Genomic DNA, 25,847 nt, shown 5'->3' with positions numbered 1-25,847 from the left:
AGTGTCAGTCGTAAAACCTTTTAGAGCGGTAAGACCAGCCCCCCAGCTTGTTGAGAAAGTCAGTTGCCCACCCTACGATGTTGTCAGCTATGAGGAAGCAAGGGAATATGGTAAGATCCCAGAAAGTTTCATGCACGTAATCAGAGCCGAGATCGACTTACCAAACGATGTCCCGCATTATGGTGAGCCGGTGTATGAAAAAGCCAGAGAGAATCTCCACAAAATGTTGAAAGAAGGTGTCCTCATTCAGGAGGAAAGCCCCGCGTACTACATATACTGGCAGAAGATGGGTGAACATACACAGACCGGTGTAGTTGGTTGTGCGTCTGTTGATGAATATCAGAAGGGTTTGATAAAAAAACATGAGCTAACCAGGCAAGATAAAGAAGATGACCGTGCGAAGCATGTGTACACCGTAGGGGCAAATACTGGCCCTGTCTTCTTGACTTTCAGATCCGAAACAGAATTCGAAGAACTCCTTAGAGAACTCACGGAGAAACTAACCCCGCTTTACGATTTTGTTGATGAAAACGGAGTGCAACATAGAGTTTTCCCGGTTTATGATGAAACTGATATCAAAAGAATTGAGTCTGCTTTCAAAAAAGTACACTGCCTTTATATTGCAGATGGGCACCACAGAGCTGCATCCGCTTCAAGGGTAAGAGAAATCATGAAAACCGAAAACCCAAAACACAATGGAAGAGAAGAGTACAACTTCTTCCTTTCAGTTATATTTCCACATTCACACCTGCAGGTACTTGATTACAATAGGGTAGTTAAAGACCTCAATGGAATGAACGCAGCAGAATTTCTCGAAAAAGTAAAGGAAAAATTCGAAGTCACCTATGCATCCGTGTCACCTTTCAAACCTTCTCAAAAACATGAATTTGGCATGTACCTTTCTGGAAAATGGTATGTCATGAAAGCAAAAGAAGGTGCCTTTGACCCCAGTGATCCAGTTGCCAGTCTGGATGTCTCTATATTGCAGGAGAACCTTCTGAGTCCTATCCTCGGGATTGAAAATCCGAGGAAAGACCCAAGGATTGATTTCATTGGCGGTATTAGAGGGCTCAGAGCACTTGAAGAAAGAGTGAATAATGGCTGGGCTGTAGCCTTTTCAATGTATCCCACATCCCTGGAAGACCTCATGAAAGTGGCTGACGATGGAAAGGTTATGCCGCCGAAGTCTACATGGTTTGAACCCAAGCTGAGAAGCGGACTCTTTGTTCACCTTTTAAAATGAGAACTGCGGCGCTAATTGTTGCTGGAGGAGAGGGGAAACGCTTTGGTTCCCCTCTCCCAAAGCAATTTTTAAAACTCGCTGGCAAAGAGATATTCATAAGATCTGTGGAAATCTTTCGACATTCAGCCTCCATTTCTAAAATTGTACTAGTAATGCATCCAAATTGGTTGGAAAAAGCAGTAAAAATACTATCCGATCTCGGATTAAAAGATGTCGAGGTGGTACCTGGAGGTTCGAACAGACAGCGATCAGTATACAACGGGCTTGTTGCTTTAAGAAAGTATAATCCCGAAGTTGTCATGATACACGATGCCGCCAGGCCTCTTTTTGATAAAGGGCAGATTGTTGAAATCCTAGGTCTTATCAAAAGGGGGACAGGTGTGGTCGTAGCCGAGAAGCTCGTAGACACCCTCTACTTTGTGGAAAATAACTATGTTATAGATATTCCTGACAGGACAAAACTATGGAAAGCGCAGACACCTCAGTGCTTTATATTTGAAGAAATACTGGAGGCTCATACACGCGCAAAAGAAGACAGTTTGAATAACGCTACCGATGATGCCAGCCTTTATATGAAATATGTGGGCAGAATCAAATTGATCGATTCAAATTCACCGAACTTCAAAATAACCTCACCATCTGACCTGCACCTTGCTGAATGCTATCTAAAAAGTGTTAACCAATGAGTCTATTCAACAATCTATCGAGTTCAATACCATCTCTGAAATGTATGGCCTTTATACCAAGTCCGTCGGCAGAACGCACGTTAACCTCCGTGTCATCGATGAAGACCGCTTCATTCGGTGCAATCTTCTCAGCGTTTAGAATCTTTCTGAAGAATTCCTGATCAGGTTTAGCATTCCCGATTATATTAGAGGCATATACACAGTCAAAAACAGTCAGATCCCCACGCTCCAACATTATTTCATAGTGTGGAGCTATAGTATTAGTACCAGCAACTACTCTGTACCTTTTTCTCAGGTTGATAATGAGGTTATGTACATCTTCGTTTATAGAGGGGTTAAATAACTTCCCCCATAGTTCTTCAGAGACATGCATCCCTGAAACCTTCTCAAATCGATGCCAGAAATCATTTGCAGTGATCAAGCCACAGCTCAATTCATTCAAACCCGATCGTATTGCGTATTCCAGAAAGAGTCCCCTCTCTATCCCAAGCTCCACAGAGATTTTTGGCGTAACATCTGCGTCACTATAGAATACACCGCCGAGATCGAAAATAATCAGTTTTATCAACCCATATCACCTCTATTTATGAATTCTTCAAATAGTTTTTTTGCCGTTGGCGTAGCAGCGATACCACCTTTACCTGTTTCCCTCAATTCTTCTGGCAGAGAACGACCAACCTTTCCCATGGCTTCTGCAACTTCATCAAACGGTATGATTGACTTTATTCCAGCAAGTGCCATTTCAGCAGCGGTGTATGCGATAGAAACGCCGAAGGCGTTCCTCTTGACGCATGGAATTTCAACGAACCCCCCTACTGGATCACACACAAGCCCCATAAGCGCTTTCAAGGAGAGAGCTGGAGCGGAATACAGGGCATCGTAGTTAGTATTGTCGATAACATAAACGATTATTGTTGATGCCATAGCCGTTGCGGTTCCAATTTCTACCTGGCAGCCAGCAACAGCCCCCGAAATGGAGGCCTTCTCTTTTATGCACTCACCAACCGCTCCGGCTACCACCAGAGCTCTGCTTAACTCATCAACACTGAAGTGATTGAATTTTTTTAGACTTAAAATAACTCCCGGTACAACACCACAAGAGCCGGCAGTCGGGCACGCAACGATTTTGCCCATAGATGCATTGTGTTCAGCTATCGATAATGCCACTTCCAGCCCAAAAATCAGCTGCTCATTCATAAATACTGGAGAGTGTTTTCTCAGCTTCTCGGCGGTGTCACCAACCCAACCTGTTAAAGAAGGTGCTGAAGATTTCAGACGCACTTCGTAAGCTCCAAACATCTCTTCGATCATTTTCTTTGAGAACACAAACGGTTCTTCTGAAGAAGCTCCACTTTCAAGCATATACCAATCAGCGATAACTCTATCGAGTTTCGTTCCAGTCTTTATAGCAGTATCTATCAATTTTTTGAAATCCATCTGAGACACTCCCTTATGAGTTAACCATTATCACGGAATGGCAAGTACAGGCAAATACGCAACGTGCAGCACATCCTGAAGACCTCTCAGGAAACCAACAAGATCTTTGGATGGTTCTGAATCCATTTCGATGATACAAACTGCTTCTCCTCTGATCCTGTTAGTCCTTACTAAAACGAGGTTACTTATATTTATTCCCTTCATGCTTATTGTTGTCACGATCTTTGAAAGAGCACCTGGGGTATCCAGATTTTTTATGATCAGGGTTGGATATTTTCCAGAGATACTCACTCTTGCCCCGTCAATCTCAGTTATTTCCACCGCTGCTCCACCCGTTGAAGCACCTATCAGGTAGTGACTTTCACTTTTAGAAACACCTGAAATCATAATCGTATTCGGGTGTTTGCCTTCAAAAGAACTTTCGTAGAATGTGACACTCATATCCTTTGAACGAGCAATCTCTATTGATGATTTAAGCTCTTCTTGCCATTCATAAATACCGAGAACACCACCAATAAGAGCTCTGTCGGTTCCATGCCCCCTATAAGTGGAAAAAAGAGGGGAGTTAAGATAGATCTCAACTTTCAAAGGCACGTCTCCCTCGGACAGGTCATTGAAAAGATATCTGAAAGCTCTGCCGAGACGAGCCATGCCAGCAGTGTGAGAACTAGAGGGACCAATGATTACGGGACCGATAACATCAAGAATCACGTTATTACCTCCAAAAAAAGCGCGGGAACATTCCCGCGCTTTGTTATTTAATTACTCAAAGATTATAGAAAGAGTCCATTCCCGCGAAGAATGCACTGTCACCGAGCTCTTCTTCAATTCTGAGGAGTTCGTTGTACTTTGCAATTCTTTCACTTCTCGAAGCGGAACCGGTTTTTATCATACCTGAGTTTGTGGCAACAGCAAGATGAGCAATGAAAGTGTCTTCAGTTTCTCCAGATCTGTGAGAGATTACACAGCTCATTCCGTGTTTTTGCGCGTATTCAATCGTCTCAAGGGTTTCAGTGACGGAACCTATCTGATTTAACTTAATGAGTATGGAGTTAGAACACTCAAGCTCCACACCCTTCTTCAGCCTGTTGAGATTCGTTACGTACAGGTCGTCACCGACGATCTGAATCCTATTTCCCAGTCTCTCGTTGAATTTTCTGAAAACTTCCCAGTCTTCTTCGTGGAAGGGATCCTCAATGCTTATGATCGGGTATCTATTTGTCAGATCCTCGTAGTAAGCTATGAGATCATCACCAGACATTTCTTTTCCGTCAACGAGGTAGACACCTTTTTTCTCGTCGAAGAAGGAATCGGCAGCACAATCGAGAGCAATGTAAATCTCTTCTCCGGCTCGATATCCGGCGGATTCTATGGCTTTTATAATATACTGTATTGCTTCCTCATTGCTACCAAAATTAGGTGCAAAACCACCTTCGTCACCGACAGCGGTAACATGCCCATCGGTTTTTAGAAGCTTCTTCAAATGATGGAAAGTTTCGACTCCGGCTCTCAGAGCTTCTCTGAAATTTTCAAAGCCTACAGGTACGATCATGAATTCCTGAATGTCGAGACTATTATCTGCGTGTTTACCACCATTGATTATGTTCATGAAGGGCACTGGAAGCTGTCTGGCATTTGCTCCACCTAGATACTTGTAAAGAGGGATATCTAGGTAGCTTGCAGCTGCCCTCGCAACCGCCATAGAAACGCCTAGAATGGCATTTGCACCGAGCTTGTCCTTGTTCTCTGTACCATCAAGCTTTAAGAGCGTGTTATCGAGAGTTATCTGATTGAGTGCATTCATGCCGATAATCTCGGGGGCAATGATTTCGTTGACGTTATCAACCGCTTTGAGTACTCCTTTCCCCAAATATCTTTTTTTATCACCATCTCTGAGTTCTAGAGCCTCGAATTTTCCTGTGGACGCGCCCGAAGGAACGATGGCCCTTGCAGAAGTTCCATCATCGAGCCAGACTTCAACTTCGATGGTTGGATTTCCCCTGGAGTCCAGTACTTCTCGTGCTATCAAATCGACAATCTGAGCGTACATTAAACCACACCTCCTCAATCAGGCAGAACTAGAGTTCCTGTTTTCTCGCCTATTATAGCACTTAATAAGTTTTCGGGGATAAAGAAATCAATAACGATTACGGGTTTGCTGTATCGCTGGCAAAGCGAAAAAGCTTCCATGTCCATGATTTTCAAACCCTTTTCAATGGCTTCTTTGAAAGTAATCCTTTCAATTCGCTGAGCATCGGGATATTGCTTTGGATCCTTATCATAAACCCCGTCTACTTTTGTTGCTTTAATAAGGACATCAGCACCGATTTCAATAGCGCGTATCGCAGCGGCTGTATCGGTCGTGAAATATGGTAGGGTCGTGCCGCCGCCAAAGATAACTACATGATTCGTTCTTAGATATCTCTCAATTGTATCGTAGTGGTAAGGTTCGAATGATGGGGAATTAGTGCTCGAAGAGATGGCTACAGCTTTTATTCCCTTGTTACGGAGAATCGCCTTTAGATACAATGCATTTATAAGGGTGCCCATCATACCGATCTGATCTGCGGTCTTTGCGTCAAGTCTGGAAAATTCTGTGCCTCTAAATACGTTTCCAGCTCCAATAACGATGCCAAGCTCTATCCCATGCTCCACTACCTTTTTGATCTCTTCAACTAGGAAATCTATTTTGTCGTCGGAAAAGCCTTTGTTTCCCTCACCACTCAAGACTTCGCCACTCAATTTCAAGAGAACCCTTTTATACATGTTAAACCTCCCAAAAAAAGAGGTGAGCATTGCTCACCTCCGTGTCTCAATTAGAGCCTCCTCCAAGTTCCCATCTGACGAACCTACTTACCTGTATGTTCTCACCGGTTTTAGCTATCAGGTCGATGATGAGATCTTTTATGGTTTTGCCCTTCTCAAATACGTATTCCTGCTCGAGGAGGCAGTTCTCTTTATAAAAATTTTCGATTTTTCCTTCAATGATTTTTTCGATGACGTTTTCGGGCTTGCCAGAATTTTTCATTTGTTCGGTGTAGATCTCTTTTTCCTTCGCAATAACTTCTTCTGGAACGTTCTCACGTGCGACCCATCTTGGAGCCATGGAAGCGATCTGCAGTGCGATCTTGTGAGCAAGCTCTTTAAACTCTGAGGTTCTGGCGACAAAATCGGTGTTACAATTGAGCTCAAGAAGAACGCCGAGCCTGTCATTATGGTGAATATAAGAGTAAATGATGCCTTCACCTGTAGCCCTTCCAGCTACCTTATCGGCTTTCAAGGCACCTTTCTTTCTCAGATATTCTTTCGCTTTTTCAAAGTCTCCTCCGGTCTCCATCAGAGCTTTTTTACAGTCGAGCATGCCAGCTCCAGTCATATCTCTTAACTCTTTGACCATTGAAGCAGTGATCTTTTCAGCCATTTTAGTTCCTCCCTTAATATATGATTCATATGATTCGACATTCTCTTTAGGATTATAACGCAACTCTCATTTTCAAGATTTCAAACAGGTTAACCATAATGACATGATACTAACCAAGTCTCCTTTTGAAAGCTTCTATAACGTATTTCGGAACCCAGGGAGAGACATCACCGCCAAATCTAGCCACTTCTCGCACGACAGTCGAAGAAATGAAAGAGTATTTCGAATCCGTCATAAGAAAAACAGTTTCCAGATTAGGACACATAGATTTATTCATATGAGCCATCTGGAGTTCATATTCAAAATCTGATACAGCCCTCAAGCCTCTAACGAGTACGGAGATCTCCCTTTTTCTGGTGTATTCTACTAACAAACCGTCATAGGTTTCGACTTTTACGTTTTCATAGGCTTTGATGGCTTCTTTGACCATATCAAAGCGTTCCTCAAAGGAAAAGAAGTACTTTTTGTTTATGTTATTCATTACCAGTACAATCACTTCATCGAAAATTTTCGCAGCTCTGTTAAGAATATCTATGTGCCCATATGTGATGGGGTCAAAAGACCCAGGATATACTGCCCGTTTCATCCACTATCACCGAGGATCTCAGGGGTACTCGCCTTTCTCAAGAGTTCAGCATTGTGTTTTATGTTTTTTGATAATTCTACGACATCCTTTAATGTCATACTACCAAGTTCTTTGAGCATGGCATTGTACAACTTCAGCCATACATACTTAACGGCACAGAACGGATCAATTTCACACTCATCCTTTGATTTCAGACACATGTAGGAATTCATGGGACTGTCGAGTTTTAAAATTACATCTTTTAATTTTATTTCCTCGGGTTTCTTAGCGAGAATATAACCACCGTATCTACCCCTTAGAGACTTTACAAAGCCGGCTTCTCTCAGCTCTGCGAATATTTTTTCGAGGAAGTCTCTTGGGATATTATTTCTACGAGAAATTTCAGATAAAGACAGTTTCTCGGTCCCTTCTTCTGAAGACGACGCTAGCTCCTGCAATGCTCTTAGAGCGTAGCTACTCTTAATCGTAAAACCCATATAATCACACCTCGTTCTCCTCAAATTCTTCAGTACCAAGAATGGCTTCCACGAATTCATCAGAATTGAACGGTCTCAAATCATCAATGCTTTCACCAACACCTATATATTTCACAGGAATTCCGAGCTCTCTGACTATGGCGAAGACGATACCGCCTTTGGCTGTGCCATCGAGTTTTGTGAGCACAATGCCTGTGATATCCACGGTTTCCATAAATTTTCTTGCCTGGACGAGACCGTTTTGCCCGGTTGTAGCATCGATAACCAAAAGTACTTCATGAGGGGCTTCTGGTATGACTTTCTTTATGACTCGATGGACCTTTTTAAGCTCTTCCATCAGGTTATGTTTTGTATGAAGCCTGCCTGCGGTGTCGATGAGAACAACATCTTTTGCTTTGCTCTTCGCGTGACTGACAGCATCAAAAGCCACAGCCGCGGGATCAGCACCCTGCCCCTGGCTGATGAAATCGACACCGACCCTTTCACTCCAGATTTTTAGCTGTTCAACAGCTGCTGCTCTGAACGTATCACAGGCGGCTAGAACAACCTTCTTCCCTTCATTTACAAAGCGTTTGGACAACTTACCGATAGTGGTCGTTTTTCCGGTACCGTTTACCCCTACAACTGATATCACTAACGGGGGGAGTTCAGGATGTTTTTCTACACTATCGATTTTCAGCAATTCTCTCAAAATCTCTTTCAGAGTTTCCAATGGGTTGTCGGATTTATTCGCTCGTTCTTTGAGTTTTTCAATAACTTCAGAAGCAGTTTTGACTCCCATGTCTGATGTTATCAGAAGCTCTTCTATCTCTTCCAGAGTTTCGTCGTCCAGCTTTTCGAAGCTAAGGAGTCTTCTCACTTGTTTGAAAATGGATTCCCGTGTCTTTTTTAGTCCTTCTCTTATCTTCGAAAGGAAGCCCATCACTCTACCTCCAGAACGTCACCTGGATTGTATTCCGCTAAGAGCTGGTCGACCTTTTCCAGGACCCTACTATAGCCCTCCTCAATTTCAACATCCTGTGCTTCTGAAGTGCGGAGTTTAAGTTCAAGTTTTCCTTCCTTAATTTTTCGTCCCACTGTTATCCTTAGGGGTATCCCTATGAGATCAGCGTCTTTGAACTTTGCTCCAGGAGAAGTATCCCTATCATCAAAGAGCACTTCATATCCTTTTTCTTGAAGCAGTTCGTAAAGTTCCTCGCCGGTCTTTTTGATTTTTTCATCGGATGTGTTGAGAATGGTAATTATTATCTGATAGGGAGCGATAGAAAGCGGCCAAATTATACCGTTCTTATCGTGCAGTTGTTCAACGCTTGCACTCATTGTTCTCGAAATACCCCATCCATAACAGCCCATGATATATGGTTTGCTTTCACCATTTACATTGGTGAAATAGCCGTTCATCTTTTCTGAATACTTCGTGCCAAGCTTAAAAATATGACCAAGCTCAATTCCCCTAGTGCTTCTCAGGGGACGTCCGCATTTTGGACATGGATCTCCTTCCTTTACCATTTTCAGATCGGTCCATTCTTTGATTTTAAAATCTCTTTCATAACAGGCATTGATATAGTGATAGCCTTCCTTCATACCGCCGACAACAAAATTCGCCAGAGGTTTAACAGAATGGTCCGCCACTATTTTCACATTCTCAGGTATTCCAATGGGTCCAACAAAACCAATCGGTACCCTGAAAAGGTCGTAGACTTCATTAGGTTCCGCAAGTCTTAGAGTCTGGTCACCCAGATGGGCTCTCAACTTGGACTCATTGAGATCCTGATCACCTCTAATGAGAGCCATCACATATCCATCCTTACCCTTGAATACCAGTGATTTAACTATCTCGAAGGTCTTCCTGCCCAGGAATCTAGCGACTTCTTCTACAGTTCTAACACCAGGGGTTTCAACGAGTTCCAATGGTGGCGGATCAATCCGTGCAACCTCAGGTTCAGGGATCATATACTCCGCCTTTTCATCGCTGGCTGCGTATCCGCATTCGCAATAAAATAGTGTTGATTCTCCATTTTTAGCGAGTACGTTGAACTCATGAGATTCCTTTCCACCTATCGCTCCGCTATCTGCCTCGACAACAAGATACTTCAATCCAATGCGTTCCATTATTTTCGAGTATGCTTCATAAAACTTTTTATACGATTCATCTAGAGATTCCCAGCTCGAATGGAAGCTGTATGCGTCCTTCATAAGGAATTCTCTAGCACGCATCAAACCAAATCTTGGTCTGATTTCGTCTCTGTACTTTGGCGCAATCTGATAGATACATAGAGGGAGCTGACGATAAGAACGTAATTCGTTTCTTACAACACTGGTGATCATTTCTTCGTGAGTAGGCCCGAGAGTAAAATCCCTTTCGTGTCTGTCTTTTAGTTTCATCATTTCAGGGCCATAATCATCCCACCTGCCCGATTCATGCCACAGTTCAGCAGGCTGAATGATTGGCATTAATGCCTCCTGACAACCGATTCTGTCCATCTCTTCTCGTACGATATTTTCGATTTTCTTTAGTACCCTGAGACCGAGTGGTAAGTACATATAAACTCCGGAGGCTACCTTTCGTACAAAACCAGCTCGAATCAACAGTTTTATGCTAACCAAGTCAGCATCTGCAGGAGCCTCTCTCAACGTGGGCGCATAGAGCTGTGAAAACCTCATCAACAACTCTCCTTTCAAATATGACTCTTTATCTCGGTGAAATTATAGCATTTTCTGGTCGACTTTTCCGGATTCTGATATAATGTATTAGATAAAAGTTAGAACCCGAAAGGAGGAATACTATGAGTGTTCATAAGCTAGTTCAAGAAATAGGCGAATATGTTTCGAACGTAAAAAAATCAGCACGGTTTCTTCAGGAAAAAATTGCCAGGTCCCCCAAGATCGCCATCGTGCTCGGCTCTGGCCTGGGTGTAATCGCGGATAGCCTTGAAAATTCGGTAAAAATCTCATATTCTGAAATACCGGGCTTCCCTCTATCAACTGCTCCAGGACATAAAGGTGAATTGCTATTTGGTGAAATTCATGGATACCCGGTAATGCTTATGAACGGAAGGTTTCATTATTACGAAGGCTACGACATGAAGACCCTAACCTTTCCTATCAGGGTTATGCAGGAGCTCGGAGTAGAGGTATTGATTGTAACAAACGCAGCTGGGGGCCTTGACCCTGACTTTGAGATAGGTCACCCCATGCTTATAAAAGACCAGATAAACTTCATGGGTAGCAATCCATTGATAGGTCCCAACGTTGAAGAGTGGGGGCCGCGATTCCCTGATATGAGCGAGCCGTACGACCGTGAATTACGATCATTGGCCCTTCAGGCTGCCAAAGAACTTGGAATCGGTGTGTACGAAGGCGTCTATGTTGGTGTATCCGGACCAAGTTTTGAGACACCCGCCGAGTTGAAGATGCTGAGAAAACTGGGTGCGGAAGCTGTCGGTATGTCCACAGTACCCGAGGTCATAGTTGCCAGACATGCTGGGATCAGAGTTCTCGGCATATCGGCTATAACAGACAGAGCAGTTCCAGATGATCTTAAACCCCTCACTGCCGAAGAAGTAATTGAGGTAGCAAACAGAACAGGAAAGCAAATTGCAAGTATAATTTTGAGGTTTATAAGCAAGCTCGACTGAGAAAAATTACCTAAACAGGGGGATGCCAATGTACGATTTTAAGAAAATTGAGAAAAAGTGGCAGGAGTATTATGAAAAGGAAAACCCTTATAAGGTGGATCTTGAAAAGGCAGAAAAACCTTTCTATAATCTCATGATGTTTCCCTATCCTTCAGCCTCAGGCCTCCATATTGGGAACATGTACTCTTTCATTGGTTCCGATGTCTATGGACGATATATGAGGCTGAAAGGATACGACGTTTTCGAACCAATTGGGTTTGATGCTTTTGGTATTCACAGCGAAAACTATGCCTTGAAAGTTGGAGAACATCCTGCCAGGTTAACGCCAAAGAGCATCAAATACTTTCGTGATGAACAACTTAAAAAAATTGGAAACATCTTTGATTGGCAGAGTGAGGTCAACACTTCAGACCCCGAGTATTACAAATGGACCCAGTGGATATTCGTTAAGCTGTATAAAGCCGGACTTGCTGAAAAACGTGTGTCGAAGGTTAACTGGTGCCCTTCCTGTAAAACAGTTCTGGCTGACGAGCAAGTAATCGACGGTAAGTGCGAAAGGTGCAGTACGGAAATCACGAAACGCGAGATGAGTCAATGGTTTTTCAAAATCACGAAATACGCCGATAAACTCCTTGAAAACCTCGACTGGCTCGACTGGACTGAAATCACTAAGAACATTCAGAGAAGTTGGATTGGAAAGTCAAAGGGTGCAACGATTAGATTCAAGGTCGAAGGCACCGACCAAGTAATTGAAGTCTTCACAACAAGGCCTGATACTATTTATGGCGTCACATACCTCGTGCTCGCACCTGAGCACAAAATGACCAGATCTCTCGTAAAAGAGGATCAGTTCGATGTTTTTGAAAGGTTCCTGGAAACAGTGAGCAAAATGGACGAAGCAACCCGCACCTCCATAAAGAGGGAAAAGAACGGTATTTTTACAGGCAGCTACGCAATACATCCACTTACGGGGGAGCGTTTACCAATCTGGATAGGAGATTATGTCCTTGTTGAATATGGTACAGGAGCAGTGATGGCTGTGCCTGCTCACGACGAAAGGGACTACGTTTTTGCCAAGAAATATGGTCTGGAAATCAAACAGGTGATTGAGTGTGATCCTGAACAGCTTCCATTCACCGAGTATGGCATCATGATAAACAGTGGTCCACATACCGGTTGGAGAAGTGAGGAGTTCATCGAAAAAGTGGGTGAAATTCATGAAAGCATGACCCCTACCGTTAACTATCACCTGCACGATTGGTGTGTTTCCAGACAGAGATATTGGGGACCTCCTATCCCGATAATTTATTGTGATACGTGTGGTACTGTCCCCGTTCCCGAAGAAGACCTTCCCGTCCTGCTACCGGAGACTGATGATTACATACCGGACGGCAGCGGGCTTTCGCCGCTAGCTAGAAATTCAGAATTTGTTAACACCACCTGTCCAAAATGTGGTGGTCCCGCTAAACGGGAAACAGATGTCAGCGACAACTTCCTCGATTCTGCGTGGTATTTCTTAAGGTACATATCGCCACACAATGATAAAGAACCTTATGAACCAGAACTGGCTAAAAAATGGTTGCCGGTAGATATGTATATCGGCGGAAATGAACACGCAAACCTGCACCTCATGTATTCGAGGTTTATTACGATGGCCCTTCATGATATGGGATTACTCCATTTTGAAGAACCCTTCAAATCCTTCAGGGGACACGGATTAATAATAAAAGACGGGCAAAAAATGAGCAAGTCTAAGGGAAACATAGTGAACCCCAACCATTACTTTGTAACGCATGGAGTAGATGCTTTAAGAACCTATCTCATGTTTATGGGCAATTTCCTTGAAGGTGGCGACTTCAGGGATAGTGGCATGGATGCTATCAGAAGATTCTTGAACAGGGTTTGGGATGTCGCGAACATGCCTGAAGGAGAGACCCCTCTTGAACTGAAAATCAAAATGGCTGAAACGGTTGAAAAGGTCAAGTATTCGATTGAAAACATAAAGTACAACACTGCTGTCGCCGCAATAATGGAATTTGTGAATGAAGCACTCAAATTTGACAGAATTGAGAAGCAACTTGTCGTTGATCTGGCAAAACTCCTTTCTCCCTTTGCTCCCTTCATCTCTGAAGAGATATTCGAAATGAAAGGTGGAAAAGGTGGTGTGTTGAACGCTGGTTTCCCGTCTGGCTACGATGAATACCTGAAACTAGCCAATGTAGAAATCCCCGTCCAGATCAATGGCAGGATCAGAGGCAAAATCAAAGTTTCTCAGGGTGCTTCGCAGGAGGTTGTGCTCAGTGCTTTGAAGGATGATCCAAAGATTTCAAAGTATCTGGAAGGGAAAGTCATTCGAAAGATAATCTATGTTCCTGACAAGATCATAAACCTGATACTTTCATAAGAGCCCGCGTTAAACGCGGGCTCTTTTGGAGGGATGTATCATGACCAGTCTTACGATAACTATAATTGTGATATTTGTTACTGCCTTTGTCGTGGCATATCTAAAAGCCACGTGGCGGGACAGGTGTTTGAAAGACCTGGAAGGTTTTCCTGTAATTATCTCTCTCAAAGATGGGAAAACCGTCTGGGGTACAATGAATCTGGAGAGCACCGGCATGCTTTTACGTTACTCGCGACCCCATAAGAGTGGTTCGCATTTTGAAACGGGGTTCATAATATACAAAAATGAATACGCCGGGGTAAAAGCGATATACAGGATACTGAGCGATCTCGATGATGCTCAAAGAAAGAAACGCGAAATGAAAACGCTTCTCTCGAGATCTGGTTTTTTCATCGCAGTCAGAAGGATGATAAGGAACTTCTTCGCCGCTGTAAGGGATGGGGTGGTTGAATCGATGAAACTGTTGATCGGGCAGGTAACACCAAAAAGTTCTGTTCTTTCCGGTAAGGATAAGTATGTAAGCAGAATGGGTGAGAGTTTTGTTGACTATATTGGAAATTCGTACGATCCCCTTCTTGAAAAACTCATAGGAAGAAGGGTGGTTTATGAGCGCTTTGAAGAGGGTAGCTGGCGCGAACACACTGGAATTCTTCAAAACTATACAAAAGACTTCCTGGAGATTATCAATACTTCTACGCCGGTGCACATTACACTGTCTCCAAGGAGAAGCAAGAATATCCATCTCGGCATAGAAATTGAAAGAAAAGATGACAGCGTAGTGGTGATGAATCACAGGCAAACTTCTATAAAAATTCTATCCAGTGATGAGGAGCACATACTGGAACCCGGTCAGAAGAAAGCCATCAATGTTTCTGAAAATATTACAATAGAACTCAATGAAGAAATCGATGTGGTGTTTCCTAGATCAGAAGTAATTGTACGCCATACGGTGGATTGAGAAAATGAAAGTATCTCTTGTTGCTGTAATGAGTGTTAATGGCTTGCTTGCCAGAGATGATAAAGTATCCACTGACTGGTCATCAAAGGAAGACAAAGCCTTTTTCAAAGAGTTCACAATGAAAACCGGTGTCGTGGTTATGGGCCGAAAAACGTTTGAGACCATCGGTTCAACACCTCTTTCCGGAAGATTGAATGTTGTTATGACAAGGAAACCACACATTTTCCAGAAGCACAGGCATCAAAACCTCTTCTTCACCAATATGGAACCGAAAACTTTGCTGAAATATCTTGGGGATAAAGGATTTAACCATGTTGCAGTAATTGGTGGACCACAAATTTATTCTCTTTTTCTGGAAAAGGGTCTGATAACTGACTTATACCTTACCATAGAACCGCTTTTTCTAAGTGGCAGAATAGGCTTCAAATATCTACAGAGGGACTACAACCTTCACCTTGAGGAAATCATCCGCCTCTCACACAACACCATTTTACTGCATTACAGTTTGCAATAATTCATCTTGTTGTTACTGTTCTTTAATTTATACTATTATATATATATGTATATAATTATAGCGATATCTTTATAGGGAGGGGTATAAGTGCCAACATCCTTTGAGAAGATCAAAAAGATTTTCAACAAAGCTTATGAATCTGGAACGTTTGCAGTGGGAAACCTCGACATTGACAACTTCTACAACATCAATGAAGAGTATGGAAGGGCGTGTGGAGATAAAGTCATCGAATTCATAAGCGAAATTCTTAAAGAAAGTCTACCAGAAGGAATCGTTGTGGAAAGATCAGGGGATGAGTTTTTTGTTATGAGCACCGAACATACAGCAGAAACGCTGTTGATGGAATTGGAAGAAGTTAGAAAGCAGATCGAAGGCTCCGAACTGGAATGTGAAGGCTATATTCTTAAATTTACTGTTTCTGGCGCTGTGGCAGATATACCAAGGAGTGCTTCCAGTGTTGATTCGCTGGTCCATGTTCTCGAAGATGGTCTTTATACAGCTAAAAAGCAGGGAAGAAACAGGATAATTTTTGCGCCAGTTGAAGGTAAGCAAAAAATGTCGCTTAAATCAAGCTATTATCCTAAATCTCAGCTCGAAAAGCTTTCACGGTTGGCCAAGAGGCTTAAGAAAACAGAATCTGCACTGCTTCGCGAAGCACTAACCGATCTTTTGAGAAAATACAGTCAATAGCAGATTCTTCTAAAATAGTGAATGCGGAGGTGCCTAACCTCCGCATCACTCTGGAGCGGGCGACGGGACTCGAACCCGCGACCCTCAGCTTGGGAAGCTGATGCTCTACCAGCTGAGCTACACCCGCATGCAATTAAATTTTAGCACCCTGCAAAAGAGGTGTCAAGCTCTTTTCAGGTGGTAACAAGCTGCAAGTCGTCTTCAAGCAAATCCAGCGCAAGTCTTCTATCTATTTTTGAGAGTACACCGATCGCTGCGAATATGTAATTTTTATCGTATCCAAGTCTGACATCAGGGCTTGGCAGCAGTTCCTTTATATGCTTTTTTTTCAGATTCCTTATAGATTTCATGATTCTTTCGCGGAAACGGGACCGTGTAAGGACACCACCCGTGCCGACAAGGAGCTTGACGGCTGTCAGGTCTTTGCCTTCAGCTACTTCAATTCGTCCGGTTGGACCGTAAAGCTGTCGGATCCTCCCAGCATGCCTTCTAATTGAGGTCTCGAAACAGTATGTTGCCAGTCTGGCTATGAATTCTTCGACTCTTGAGTTTAGAGGATAAGGTGAAATACTTGAAATTATGTTGTCGTAATCTGGAAATTCTTGGTGAAGTTTAAATTCTCCGATATAGTTAATGACGTATCCAGCGTTTACAAAAACCCCAAGATCTCCTTCAACTGTCCGTTTTGCCAGAGGTTCAGGTGCTATAAGCATCTTCTGGATTTCAGGATCTCCTTGTGTATAAGAATCAACATCCGTAGTAGCTCCGCCTATATCGACCACGAGAACATCTTCGAAGGATTCAGCGAGTAACCCTGTCGCGAGCATCACAGCGGCGGGAGTGGGAATTACTTTCCTATCTACTACGGAGTAGATTTTTTCCATTCCGGGAGCTTTTATTATATTTTCTGCAAACACTTCACGAATGATCTCCCTTGTGGGTTCGACGTTGAGCTGATCAATCCTCGGATACACGTTTTCCGTTATAAGTACCTCTTTATCACCATCTTTCAGGATTTCGACCACTTCTTCTGTCGCAGCTATGTTCCCCGCGTAGATTATCGGAATGTTCAAAGGCAGAGAAGCGAGGAGTTTGGCATTGTAAATCACAGTTTCCTTCTCTCCATAATCTACCCCGCCTGCAAGAAGTATCACACGCGGTTCAACCTCAATAATATGCTTTAGATCTCCACTGTTGAGTTTACCTGCTGTCACATATTTGATAACAGCACCTGCTCCAAGGGCGGCTTCTCTGGCAGCTTTTACAGTCATATCATACACCAGACCGTGTACGGTCATTTTCAACCCGCCCGCAGCACTGCTTGTTGCGAGGAACATTTCCCAATCTAGCTTGTCAGTATTGAGTCGATTTTTAAGTGCCCCGATAGCCCTTTCGATACCGACAGTAACATCTCCTGAATCTACTGTTGTGTAATGTTCTCCTTGAGCAAGAAATCTTAATTTTCCAGAACCATCTGTTGCAAAAGCAGAAAGCACCGTAGTGGTGCTCCCGATTTCAGCGACGACTATATCAACTTTCATATCCGTCAGCACTCCAAGAGCTCTCTCACTATACGGTTAACAAGTTTACCATCGGCCCTGCCTTTGACGCGAGGCATGAGTTTTTTCATGACCCTACCGAGATCCGAAGGCTTCGATGCTCCGATCTCATCGATCACTTCTATGGCAATTTCTCTGATCTCGCTCTCGGAGAGCAATTTGGGCATAAATTCTTTCAAAACCGCTAGCTCGGCTTCTTCAGAAGTAGCGAGATCATCTCTGCCAGCATTTTTGTATGCTTCAATGGACTCTTCACGCTTCTTAGCTTCTTTAAAAAGAATATTTAGCACGAGTTCATCCGTTATTTCGCTATTTCTGGCTTCAGCTGAAGAGGTCAGGAAGTTCTTTACACCTGCCACAACAGAACGCAAAGCAGTGAGTTTTATCTGATTCTTCTCCTTCATAGCGGCCTTTATTTCAGCTTGTATCCTTTCATAAAGGTCCATATTATACCTCCTTCCCGTTTTCTTCCACAGCTTGTTCTACAGCGAATTCTTCTTCTGCAAAACTAACCGGTCTAACAAGGGGGAAAGGAATTATATCACGGATGTTCGGTGAATTCGTAATAAACATCAATATTCTATCCAGTCCAATGCCCAAGCCACCTGTAGGAGGCATACCATATTCCAGTGCTCTGACGAAATCCATATCCATCATATGTGCTTCTGCATCACCGGCATCACGTAACCCCGCCTGATGAAGGAATCTTCTGTACTGTTCGATGGGGTCATTTAGCTCACTAAAAGCGTTGGCACATTCCATTCCGTTGATTACCAATTCAAAGCGTTCGGTTACCCGCGGGTCTTTTCTATGTTTTTTTGCTAGTGGCGATATAATCACCGGATGTTCTAAAACAAAGGTCGGAGCGACGAGCTCATCTTCCACAAGATCCCAGAGTTTTTCAATTAGGTGTCCACGTTCTTTTATTTCTGGAACGCTGTCTTGTTTCTCAAGGACTTCAAGCAGCCTTTCGTCGCTGTCTTCCAGAATATCAACGTCAAGCCGTTCTTTTATGAAATCTCTCATCCTAACCTTTTTCCAGGGTCTTGAGAAATCGATTTGTTTACCCTGGTATTCAATCACTGTACTGCCCGTCAGCTTTTCAACAACTGTGCTTATCAAAGCTTCGGTGAGTTCCATCATGTCTTCGTAATCGGCATAGGCCTGATATATCTCCATCATGGTAAATTCTGGATGATGCTTGAATGAAATGCCCTCATTCCTAAAATTCTTGCCAATTTCGTAGATCCTTTCAAATCCCCCCACGAGATACCTTTTTAGATATAGCTCTTCAGCAATTCGCATGAACATATCTACGTCAAAAACGTTGATGTGTGTCACAAAGGGTCTTGCAGATGCACCGCCAGTGACAGTATGCAGTATCGGTGTCTCAACTTCGACAAAACCTCTCTGGTTGAGGAATTCTCTGATGAGTCTTAAGAGCTCAAATCTTTTCTTGAATCTCTCAAGAGCTTCGTCATTTGATAGCATTTCAACATAACGCTGTCTATAAATAATCTCCTTATCTTTCAGGCCATGCCACTTTTCTGGGAGCGTTCTGATGGCTTTAGAAAGGATTTTGAAGTTTTGAACGTATACGGACATTTCCCCCGTGTGAGTCCGGAAGGGAAAGCCTTCAATACCAACAAAATCACCGAGACTTACGTACTTTTTGAAGAGCTTGAATTTTTCTTCACCAACAGAATCTTTCCTTATGTAAGCCTGGATTCTTCCTGAATCGTCTTTGAGTACAAAAAAAGCCGATTTCCCATGATGCCGTAACGCCATGACTCTACCGGCAGTGGAGAGAGCAACATCTTCCTTGGTCTCGGATGCTTGAAGGTAGTCGAACTCCTCCTTAATCTTTGCAGCGGGGTGAGATTTGTTGAATCGATAGGGATAAGGCTCAACCCCAAGCTCTCTCAACTCGTTGATGCTCTGTATTTTCTGTTGTCTGATTTCCTCATTCATGGCTCAGCCCTCCATTATTTTGTAATGGCTAGGATTTTATATTTGATATTTCCCGATGGCGCTCTGACAATAAGCTCCTCGTTTACGTGTCTATCCAGCAATGCCTTTCCAATGGGCGAATCCACGCTGATTTTGTTTTCAAAAATGTTTGCTTCGTGGGTGTTAACTAGTCTGATCTCTAACTTTTCCTTGTTCTCAAGGTTTTCTAAAAGAACTTTGCTGCCTATGCGTATGATTGAATTGTCGCCGTTATCCTCAATTATCTCAGCATTGTTGAGGATCTCTTCAAGTTGTTTAATCCTGCTGTCTATTTTGCCCTGTTCGTTTTTCGCTTCGTCATATTCGCTGTTTTCGCTCAGATCTCCAAGCTCCCTCGCTTCTTTTATCCTTTCGGCTATTTCATACATTAATTTCTTCCGTAATGTTTCTAGTTCCTTTTTAAGGCTTTCATACCCCTCTTTCGTGAGATAAATAACTTCTTTTTTAGTCACTTGTATCCCTCCTTAACGATTCTTTATTTTTAACTCATCTTTCAATTCACTAATTATATCCATGAAGTGGTCCAGATCTCTGAATTCTTTGTAAACAGAAGCGAACCGAACATATGCGATTCTATCCTTTTCTTTAAGTTTTTCCATGACAAGTTCACCAATCTGAAGAGTAGAAACCTCTGACTTTCCAAGTTTCTGAACCTTCTGCTCGATCTCAGTGAGCATTTCTTCCATTTCTTCAAGGGTAACCGGGCGCTTTTCACAGGCTTTCATAATACCGGATAAAATCTTCTGACGGTCAAATCTTTGTCGGCGGCCGTCTTTTTTCACCACGAAGATTGGTCTTTGTTCGAATCTCTCGTATGTGGTAAACCTCCCACCACAATCTTCACATTCTCTTCGTCTTCGCACAACGCTACCACTGTCCGTAGTTCTCGTGTCAATCACTCGCGTCGAAATACTTCCACAAAAGGGACATTTCATTTTTCCCCCTCCAGCCTCTCAGCAATCTTTTGCAATTTTTTCAACCTGTTGAACACAGCTGACTTACTCATAGGCGGATCCATAAGTTCTCCAAGTTCTCGCAAATTCAGATCCTCGTACTCAAGTCTTAACTTCGCAACTCTTGCCAGTTCTGCCGGTAACTTTTCAAGACCGAGCTTTTTCTCTATTGTTCTGATGGCCTTCACATGCTTCGCCATTGCCTGCCCCGATTTATTTGCATTGGCTGTGATAAAATTGAGAGTTCTGCTTACATTTCCTCTTATCTGCCTGACTTCGACAGCTTTCAACAGCACAGAAACAGCTCTTGATGCTTCCATAAGTGATAGCAGTTCAACTATATCTCTGGATGATTTTATATATACTTTGTATTTCTTCCCAACTTCAACATATCCGGCTTTTATATTAAATACACGCGATAGGTGTTTTAATAGATTGAGAACAAAATTTTTCGTTGTATCAAGGGAGATTTCCAGATGATAACCCCTAGAAGGATCGACGATGGAGCCACCAGCTAGATAGAGTCCCCTAATGAATGCACCGAAATAAGCAGGATCATGCTTTACAAAATCTGGTATATCATCACTTAAAATGGAAATACCGAACCTCTCAAGGAAATCGTAAATCTTGTCAAATGAATACAGAATCTCCCCGCCCCTGCGATGTTTCAATTTCGTTTCCTCGACGATATTAGTCTCTATGGGTACAAGTTCGAGCTTCTTGGATAACATGTACAGTCTTTTAAGACTCGCAATGGACCCAATAGAAATACTCAGGTACTTTTCTCCGGCGCTGATCCTCAGAGAACCTCTCGATTTGACATATCCCAGAAATTCTGCACGGCTTTCCAGATCATTTTCGATGTTGAGATGACAAATTTCATCTTTGATTTTATCAGCAAAGCTCATTAGAATCCCCCTGTTAAATTCTCTGGAGTTCCCTGTGTCTTAAGGTCACATTTCTGCTTTCATCTTGCATCGCTCTATACAATTTTTCTGCAATATAGACTGATCTGTGTTTACCACCGGTACAACCAACGGCTATTTTTATCTGATTTCTCCCGCTTAAACCAAATTCTTCTACAGTGATATCGCAAATCTTTTTTATGGCTGAAAAATACTCTCCTAGTCTCTCGAACTTCTCTAAGAATGCACTGACCTTGGCATCTTTTCCTGTTAATTCAGACAGACCTGATATATAGTACGGATTGGGCAAAAAACGTACATCAAAAACGAGATTCGCATCCTGTGGAATGCCATTTGTATAGCTAAAACTTTCTATAATAACCCGTATTGGAGGTATTTCATGCAGCTCTTTCTTTATCGCATCAAGGAGCCGTTCATACATCTCTTTCATGTCCATATTCGATGTGTTGATAACTTCGTCTGCGATCTCCATTAGAGGTTTCATCATTTCTCGTTCTTTCCGGATGGCTTCTAACAGAGAATAGTCCTTCATTAAAGGGTGCGCCCGTCTTGTTTTTCCGTACCGATATCCGATGATTTCATCGTCGGCATCGAGGAAAATAATTTTCACCGCTACATCTCCAAGGTTGCTTTGGGACTTTTTAATCTCATCGATGAGTGTTTCCGCTTTCCCGAATTTAGAAATGGCCCTTACGTCAATAACTACGGCGAGATTGTCCATCTCACCACGCTTCAGGATCTCGTACAAATCTCTGAAAACAGCTGGTGGAACGTTATCTACGCAGAAAAAGCCAAAATCTTCGAGGAACTTCAATGCCGAAGTCTTTCCCGCTCCAGACATCCCCGTTAATATTATCATATTACGTTCCGCCATCCTTACACCTCACAGACGAGCCAATTCGTTGAGTTTTTCAAGATCAACGTGATTAACATCGAGATCTATATCAAATCCCATAAGCTTTGAGGCTTTTCTTTTGAAATCCTCTGCGCTGCCTGTCACGAAAAATTGCACGCTGGATTTTTCGCGAGGCTCAATATTCTCCAGCCAACCAATAACTTGTTCAGATACATAGTTAGCTGGATCGATTAATGTCGTTCGATCTCCCATATATTCACTTATGATAGTTTTTAAATAAGAATAGTGCGTACAACCCAATATGAGAAAATCTGGTGAAAACTTCTTGAGTTCTTCGAGGTAATAAGATACAATTCTTCTGGCAAGTTCACTGTCATTGAGACCTTCTTCAACCAGCGGCACGAATAACGGACAGGCCTTCTGAGATATTCTGCTTATGTTTTTATTTCCTATGAGTTTTCTCAAATATACAGAGCGTCTCACAGTTGTTTCTGTTCCTATTATTGCCACAGAACTTCCAGAGGACACGACATTTTCCATATGCCAAATAACAGGATCTATGATACTGAAAAAGGGTACCCATAGACCACGTTTTTCGCTTTCTAACAGCAAAGAATCGGTGGTATTGCAAGCGGTAACGATCGCATCAATATTCAGAAATCTGAAAAAGCCAAATATCTCAGTAATGAAACTACGTACCAGAAACGGCGGTTTTGAGCCGTATGGAACCCTTGCAGTGTCAGCGAAATAAAAAAAATCAATCCCATTAGGGATCTTTTTTATAAGGTGTTTTAGAACTGTAAGGCCACCTACACCTGAATCATAAACACCTATTTTAATCCTTTGCAATCCTCCCACGTCCTTTGTAATAATCCTTTAAGACTTCGTTGTATTTCTCTTTCAGTCTTTTAAGCTCATTCTCTGCTTTGATGAAATCTGTTGTCATGTTGACGAGCATGGCAACGAGGACTTTCTCAAATCCCGCTTTCTCCACATCTTTTTCAAGCAAAGCAAATTCTTGACTGATTTCATTGAATACTTCATCAACAATACTTTGAGGCTCATTTGTGATAAATTCAAACTCTCTTTCACCCAATTTTAGAACAACAGGCCTTCTCATCGAAAAAATGCCCCCTAATCTTCACGGTTCCCGAGATTTCCTCTGATTCTTTTGATCAATTCTTCTATCGTTTTTCTTTCGGTATCTAGTCTTAGTTCGAGCTCTTTAACTCTAACCTGTAATTCCTCTTTCTGTTTCTCGGATGCTTCCAGTTGTGCCCAGAGTTGCTCGTTCTCTTTTTTTAATTTGTTGAATTCCTCTACCATCTTGTCTATAACAAGCTCAAGCTCCTCGTAGAGATTCATTCGAACACCCCCTACACAAAATTATAGCATCATTCCTCATGCAGATAATGTGTTCTCACGAAACAATAATGAAAGGGCCACAATGCAGCCCTTTCATTTTGAAATATTAGAGGTATTTTTTTGCTATCCTCACAAGGTCAATGAAACTTTCCTTCAAACTGGCACCACCTACAAGGCCACCATCTATGTTTTCCATTTTGATCAGACTATCGAAGTTTTCAGGCTTGATGCTTCCGCCATAAAGAATTCTGATTTGCTCAGCTATCTGCCAGCCATAGAGTTTGCCAATTAATTGTCTGACAAATCCCATAGCTTCATCGGCCTGTTCAGGGGTAGCCACTTTTCCGGTTCCAATTGCCCAGACGGGTTCATAAGCCACAATTACCTTCAAGATATCTTCGAGTTCCACACCCTTGAGTCCTTTAACAACCTGGCTTTCCAGCACTTCAAATGTTCTTCCTGATTCTCTTTCCTCGAGGGTTTCACCAATACAGAAAATAGGCGTCAGAGCGTTCTCCAGTACAAACCTGACCTTTTCATTTATTAATTCGTCCGTTTCTCCAAAAATGTGTCGTCTCTCTGAATGACCGACGATTACATAATTCACACCCAGATCTTTGAGCATCAATACTGATATTTCTCCAGTGAAAGCACCGCTTTCTTTTGGATAGATATTCTGTGCTCCAACGCCTATTTCAGTATCCTTCAGGACATCAGTCACTACCGGCAAATCGATATATGGAGGACAGACCACCACATCCAGTGCTCTTTCTCTACCGACCTCGGCAGCAAGAAGACCAGCAAAAAGTTTTGCCTCAGTCGGGGTTTTGTTCATTTTCCAGTTACCGGCAATTGTCACTCTACGTTTTTTTTTACATCTTCTTCCTCAGCTATGCTGGCGATTCCAGGCAAAACTTTTCCCTCCAGCATTTCTAGAGAAGCACCGCCACCCGTAGAGACGTGGCTAACTTTATCTGCGAGATTGAACTTGTTGATAGCCGCTGCGCTATCGCCACCGCCTATTATCGTATCCGCATCTTTCAAAGATGCCAGAGTTTTTGCAATTTCTTCAGTACCTCTGGCAAAATCATCAATTTCAAAAACACCCATAGGTCCATTCCAGACGATGGTTTTTGCATCAGCAAGCTTCTCTTTGAAGAGTTCTATGGTCTTTGGACCAATATCGAGCCCTTTCCAGCCTTCCGGTATACCTTCATCTATTCCAACGACCTTTTTCTCAGCGCCGGGGGCTATTTCTTTGGCTATTATTGTATCGACAGGAAGAACAAATTCGACTCCTTTTTCTCTTGCTTTCCTTAGAATGTCTTTTGCAAGTTCAATGCGGTCCTCTTCGACAAGGGAATCGCCGGTTTTTATTCCCTTAGCTCTGAGGAAGGTGAACATCATTGCTCCGCCTATCAAAATCCTGTCAGCCTTTTCGAGAAGGTTAGTTATGACACCGATTTTGTCCGAAACTTTAGCCCCGCCAAGGATAACAACATATGGATGATCAGGGTTTTCGACAGCTTTTCCCAGCATTTTTATTTCCTTTTCCATGAGAAAACCGGCTACACTCGTTAGGTACTGCGCTACACCTACGTTTGAGGCGTGAGCCCTGTGGGCTGTTCCAAAAGCATCGTTGACATGTATATCCCCAAGAGCTGCCAGTTTTTTAGCGAACTCGGGGTCATTGTTTTTTTCTTCCTTGTAAAATCTTACGTTTTCGAGTAGTACGACTTCTCCTTCTTTCATAGCTTCTACCACTTTGACAGCGCCTTCGCTTATACAGTCGTCCACAAAGGAAACGTGATGCCCAAGGAGTTCTTCCAATCTTTTGGCGACAGGCTTAAGGCTGTATTTTGGGTCTTTCACACCCTTAGGTCGCCCCAGGTGCGATGTGAGGATAACTCTGGCACCCTGTTTTAAAGCATATTCAATTGTAGGTAATGCAGCCCTGATTCTGGTATCATCAGCAACTGCACCAGTTTCCTTGTCTATTGGCACGTTGAAATCAACACGCATTAAAACTCTTTTCCCTTTTAAATCTACATCTTTTATCGTGAGCTTTCTGCCCATATACATTCCTCCTGTTCAAAAATTAGCAAAATGGGGCCCCGAAGGCCCC

General features: G+C 42.8%; 29 protein-coding genes and 1 tRNA gene. 7 read left to right on the top strand and 23 right to left on the bottom strand.

Features of this window, described 5'->3' with window-relative positions:
• Nucleotide 1 precedes the first annotated feature (1 nt).
• Nucleotides 2-1,243, top strand: a complete 1,242-nt coding sequence (locus IX53_RS02250; protein ID WP_047753970.1) for a DUF1015 domain-containing protein — start codon at nt 2-4, stop codon at nt 1,241-1,243.
• Nucleotides 1,240-1,929 (top strand): 2-C-methyl-D-erythritol 4-phosphate cytidylyltransferase, encoded by a 690-nt coding sequence (ispD, locus tag IX53_RS02245; protein ID WP_047753969.1) that lies wholly within the window; start codon nt 1,240-1,242, stop codon nt 1,927-1,929. Before IX53_RS02250 ends, ispD begins: the two co-directional genes overlap by 4 nt.
• Here ispD and IX53_RS02240 read toward each other — a convergent pair.
• The 10 genes from IX53_RS02240 to IX53_RS02195 all read right to left on the bottom strand — a co-directional run bounded on the left by IX53_RS02240 (nt 1,919) and on the right by IX53_RS02195 (nt 10,513).
• A complete protein-coding gene (locus IX53_RS02240; protein ID WP_082128442.1) occupies nt 1,919-2,497 on the bottom strand; it encodes an HAD-IA family hydrolase in 579 nt (192 codons plus the stop codon). The genes ispD and IX53_RS02240 overlap by 11 nt on opposite strands.
• Nucleotides 2,494-3,366, bottom strand: coding sequence for an L-serine ammonia-lyase, iron-sulfur-dependent, subunit alpha (locus IX53_RS02235; RefSeq protein WP_047753968.1), 873 nt, complete (start codon nt 3,364-3,366; stop codon nt 2,494-2,496). The genes IX53_RS02240 and IX53_RS02235 overlap by 4 nt, the downstream gene beginning before the upstream one ends.
• Before the next feature lie 30 nt (nt 3,367-3,396).
• A complete protein-coding gene (locus tag IX53_RS02230; RefSeq protein WP_047753967.1) occupies nt 3,397-4,077 on the bottom strand; it encodes a serine dehydratase beta chain in 681 nt (226 codons plus the stop codon).
• A 55-nt stretch (nt 4,078-4,132) separates the two neighbouring features.
• Complete coding sequence (gene eno, locus IX53_RS02225) at nt 4,133-5,416, bottom strand: phosphopyruvate hydratase (RefSeq protein WP_047753966.1); 1,284 nt, start codon at nt 5,414-5,416, stop codon at nt 4,133-4,135.
• A gap of 14 nt (nt 5,417-5,430) precedes the next feature.
• On the bottom strand, nt 5,431-6,132 hold the full coding sequence (gene pyrH / locus IX53_RS02220) for a UMP kinase (protein ID WP_047755373.1): 702 nt from the start codon (nt 6,130-6,132) through the stop codon (nt 5,431-5,433).
• Nucleotides 6,133-6,178: 46 nt separating this feature from the next.
• Nucleotides 6,179-6,787 (bottom strand): translation elongation factor Ts, encoded by a 609-nt coding sequence (gene tsf, locus IX53_RS02215; RefSeq protein ID WP_047753965.1) that lies wholly within the window; start codon nt 6,785-6,787, stop codon nt 6,179-6,181.
• Nucleotides 6,788-6,896: 109 nt separating this feature from the next.
• Nucleotides 6,897-7,373 carry a pantetheine-phosphate adenylyltransferase gene (gene coaD, locus IX53_RS02210; RefSeq protein WP_047753964.1) on the bottom strand — a complete coding sequence of 159 codons (477 nt, stop codon included), beginning with the start codon at nt 7,371-7,373 and terminating at the stop codon, nt 6,897-6,899.
• Nucleotides 7,370-7,849: an RrF2 family transcriptional regulator gene (locus tag IX53_RS02205; RefSeq protein WP_047753963.1), complete on the bottom strand. Its 480-nt coding sequence runs from the start codon at nt 7,847-7,849 to the stop codon at nt 7,370-7,372. The genes coaD and IX53_RS02205 overlap by 4 nt, the downstream gene beginning before the upstream one ends.
• Before the next feature lie 4 nt (nt 7,850-7,853).
• Nucleotides 7,854-8,771, bottom strand: coding sequence for a signal recognition particle-docking protein FtsY (gene ftsY / locus IX53_RS02200; protein WP_047753962.1), 918 nt, complete (start codon nt 8,769-8,771; stop codon nt 7,854-7,856).
• Nucleotides 8,771-10,513 (bottom strand): proline--tRNA ligase, encoded by a 1,743-nt coding sequence (locus IX53_RS02195; protein ID WP_047753961.1) that lies wholly within the window; start codon nt 10,511-10,513, stop codon nt 8,771-8,773. Before IX53_RS02195 ends, ftsY begins: the two co-directional genes overlap by 1 nt.
• Nucleotides 10,514-10,635: 122 nt before the next feature.
• On the opposite strand from IX53_RS02195, the gene IX53_RS02190 reads away from it, so the two are divergent.
• From IX53_RS02190 to IX53_RS02170, 5 genes are all read left to right on the top strand, one after another.
• Entirely contained in the window at nt 10,636-11,487 is an 852-nt protein-coding gene (locus tag IX53_RS02190) for a purine-nucleoside phosphorylase (protein WP_047753960.1), read from the top strand.
• Between the two features lie 28 nt (nt 11,488-11,515).
• A complete protein-coding gene (leuS, locus tag IX53_RS02185) occupies nt 11,516-13,891 on the top strand; it encodes a leucine--tRNA ligase (RefSeq protein ID WP_047753959.1) in 2,376 nt (791 codons plus the stop codon).
• Between the two features lie 40 nt (nt 13,892-13,931).
• Nucleotides 13,932-14,849, top strand: coding sequence for a hypothetical protein (locus IX53_RS02180; RefSeq protein ID WP_047753958.1), 918 nt, complete (start codon nt 13,932-13,934; stop codon nt 14,847-14,849).
• 4 nt (nt 14,850-14,853) lie between these two features.
• Complete coding sequence (locus tag IX53_RS02175) at nt 14,854-15,363, top strand: dihydrofolate reductase family protein (protein WP_047753957.1); 510 nt, start codon at nt 14,854-14,856, stop codon at nt 15,361-15,363.
• Nucleotides 15,364-15,450: 87 nt separating this feature from the next.
• On the top strand, nt 15,451-16,053 hold the full coding sequence (locus tag IX53_RS02170; RefSeq protein WP_047753956.1) for a diguanylate cyclase: 603 nt from the start codon (nt 15,451-15,453) through the stop codon (nt 16,051-16,053).
• 51 nt (nt 16,054-16,104) lie between these two features.
• Here the strand turns inward: IX53_RS02170 and IX53_RS02165 are convergent.
• The 13 genes from IX53_RS02165 to IX53_RS02105 form a co-directional block, all read right to left on the bottom strand.
• Nucleotides 16,105-16,180 (bottom strand) — tRNA-Gly (locus IX53_RS02165).
• A gap of 46 nt (nt 16,181-16,226) precedes the next feature.
• A complete protein-coding gene (locus IX53_RS02160; protein WP_047753955.1) occupies nt 16,227-17,594 on the bottom strand; it encodes a GlmL-related ornithine degradation protein in 1,368 nt (455 codons plus the stop codon).
• Between the two features lie 5 nt (nt 17,595-17,599).
• Complete coding sequence (locus tag IX53_RS02155) at nt 17,600-18,058, bottom strand: GatB/YqeY domain-containing protein (RefSeq protein ID WP_047753954.1); 459 nt, start codon at nt 18,056-18,058, stop codon at nt 17,600-17,602.
• Between the two features lies 1 nt (nt 18,059).
• Nucleotides 18,060-19,583 (bottom strand): lysine--tRNA ligase, encoded by a 1,524-nt coding sequence (gene lysS, locus IX53_RS02150; RefSeq protein ID WP_047753953.1) that lies wholly within the window; start codon nt 19,581-19,583, stop codon nt 18,060-18,062.
• A gap of 14 nt (nt 19,584-19,597) precedes the next feature.
• Nucleotides 19,598-20,074, bottom strand: a complete 477-nt coding sequence (greA, locus tag IX53_RS02145) for a transcription elongation factor GreA (protein ID WP_047753952.1) — start codon at nt 20,072-20,074, stop codon at nt 19,598-19,600.
• A gap of 12 nt (nt 20,075-20,086) precedes the next feature.
• Entirely contained in the window at nt 20,087-20,557 is a 471-nt protein-coding gene (nrdR, locus tag IX53_RS02140) for a transcriptional regulator NrdR (protein ID WP_047753951.1), read from the bottom strand.
• Entirely contained in the window at nt 20,554-21,483 is a 930-nt protein-coding gene (gene whiA, locus IX53_RS02135; RefSeq protein ID WP_047753950.1) for a DNA-binding protein WhiA, read from the bottom strand. The genes nrdR and whiA overlap by 4 nt, the downstream gene beginning before the upstream one ends.
• A gap of 13 nt (nt 21,484-21,496) precedes the next feature.
• The gene (rapZ, locus tag IX53_RS02130) at nt 21,497-22,375 is read right to left on the bottom strand and encodes an RNase adapter RapZ (protein WP_047753949.1); all 879 of its coding nucleotides are present in this window, start codon (nt 22,373-22,375) and stop codon (nt 21,497-21,499) included.
• A 9-nt stretch (nt 22,376-22,384) separates the two neighbouring features.
• Entirely contained in the window at nt 22,385-23,206 is an 822-nt protein-coding gene (murI, locus tag IX53_RS02125) for a glutamate racemase (RefSeq protein ID WP_047753948.1), read from the bottom strand.
• Nucleotides 23,193-23,477, bottom strand: coding sequence for a cell division protein ZapA (locus IX53_RS02120; RefSeq protein WP_047753947.1), 285 nt, complete (start codon nt 23,475-23,477; stop codon nt 23,193-23,195). The genes murI and IX53_RS02120 overlap by 14 nt, the downstream gene beginning before the upstream one ends.
• Nucleotides 23,478-23,491: 14 nt before the next feature.
• A complete protein-coding gene (locus IX53_RS02115) occupies nt 23,492-23,722 on the bottom strand; it encodes a hypothetical protein (protein WP_047753946.1) in 231 nt (76 codons plus the stop codon).
• A 106-nt stretch (nt 23,723-23,828) separates the two neighbouring features.
• Nucleotides 23,829-24,581 carry a triose-phosphate isomerase gene (gene tpiA / locus IX53_RS02110; RefSeq protein ID WP_245612744.1) on the bottom strand — a complete coding sequence of 251 codons (753 nt, stop codon included), beginning with the start codon at nt 24,579-24,581 and terminating at the stop codon, nt 23,829-23,831.
• Entirely contained in the window at nt 24,578-25,798 is a 1,221-nt protein-coding gene (locus IX53_RS02105; protein WP_047753945.1) for a phosphoglycerate kinase, read from the bottom strand. The genes tpiA and IX53_RS02105 overlap by 4 nt, the downstream gene beginning before the upstream one ends.
• Nucleotides 25,799-25,847: the final 49 nt, after the last annotated feature.

Origin of the sequence: Kosmotoga pacifica (assembly GCF_001027025.1) — a bacterium.
GTDB classification, from domain to species: Bacteria; Thermotogota; Thermotogae; order Petrotogales; family Kosmotogaceae; genus Kosmotoga_B; species Kosmotoga_B pacifica.
Note: the sequence above shows the minus strand (reverse complement) of the source record. Positions and strands in the feature narration are given on the sequence as shown.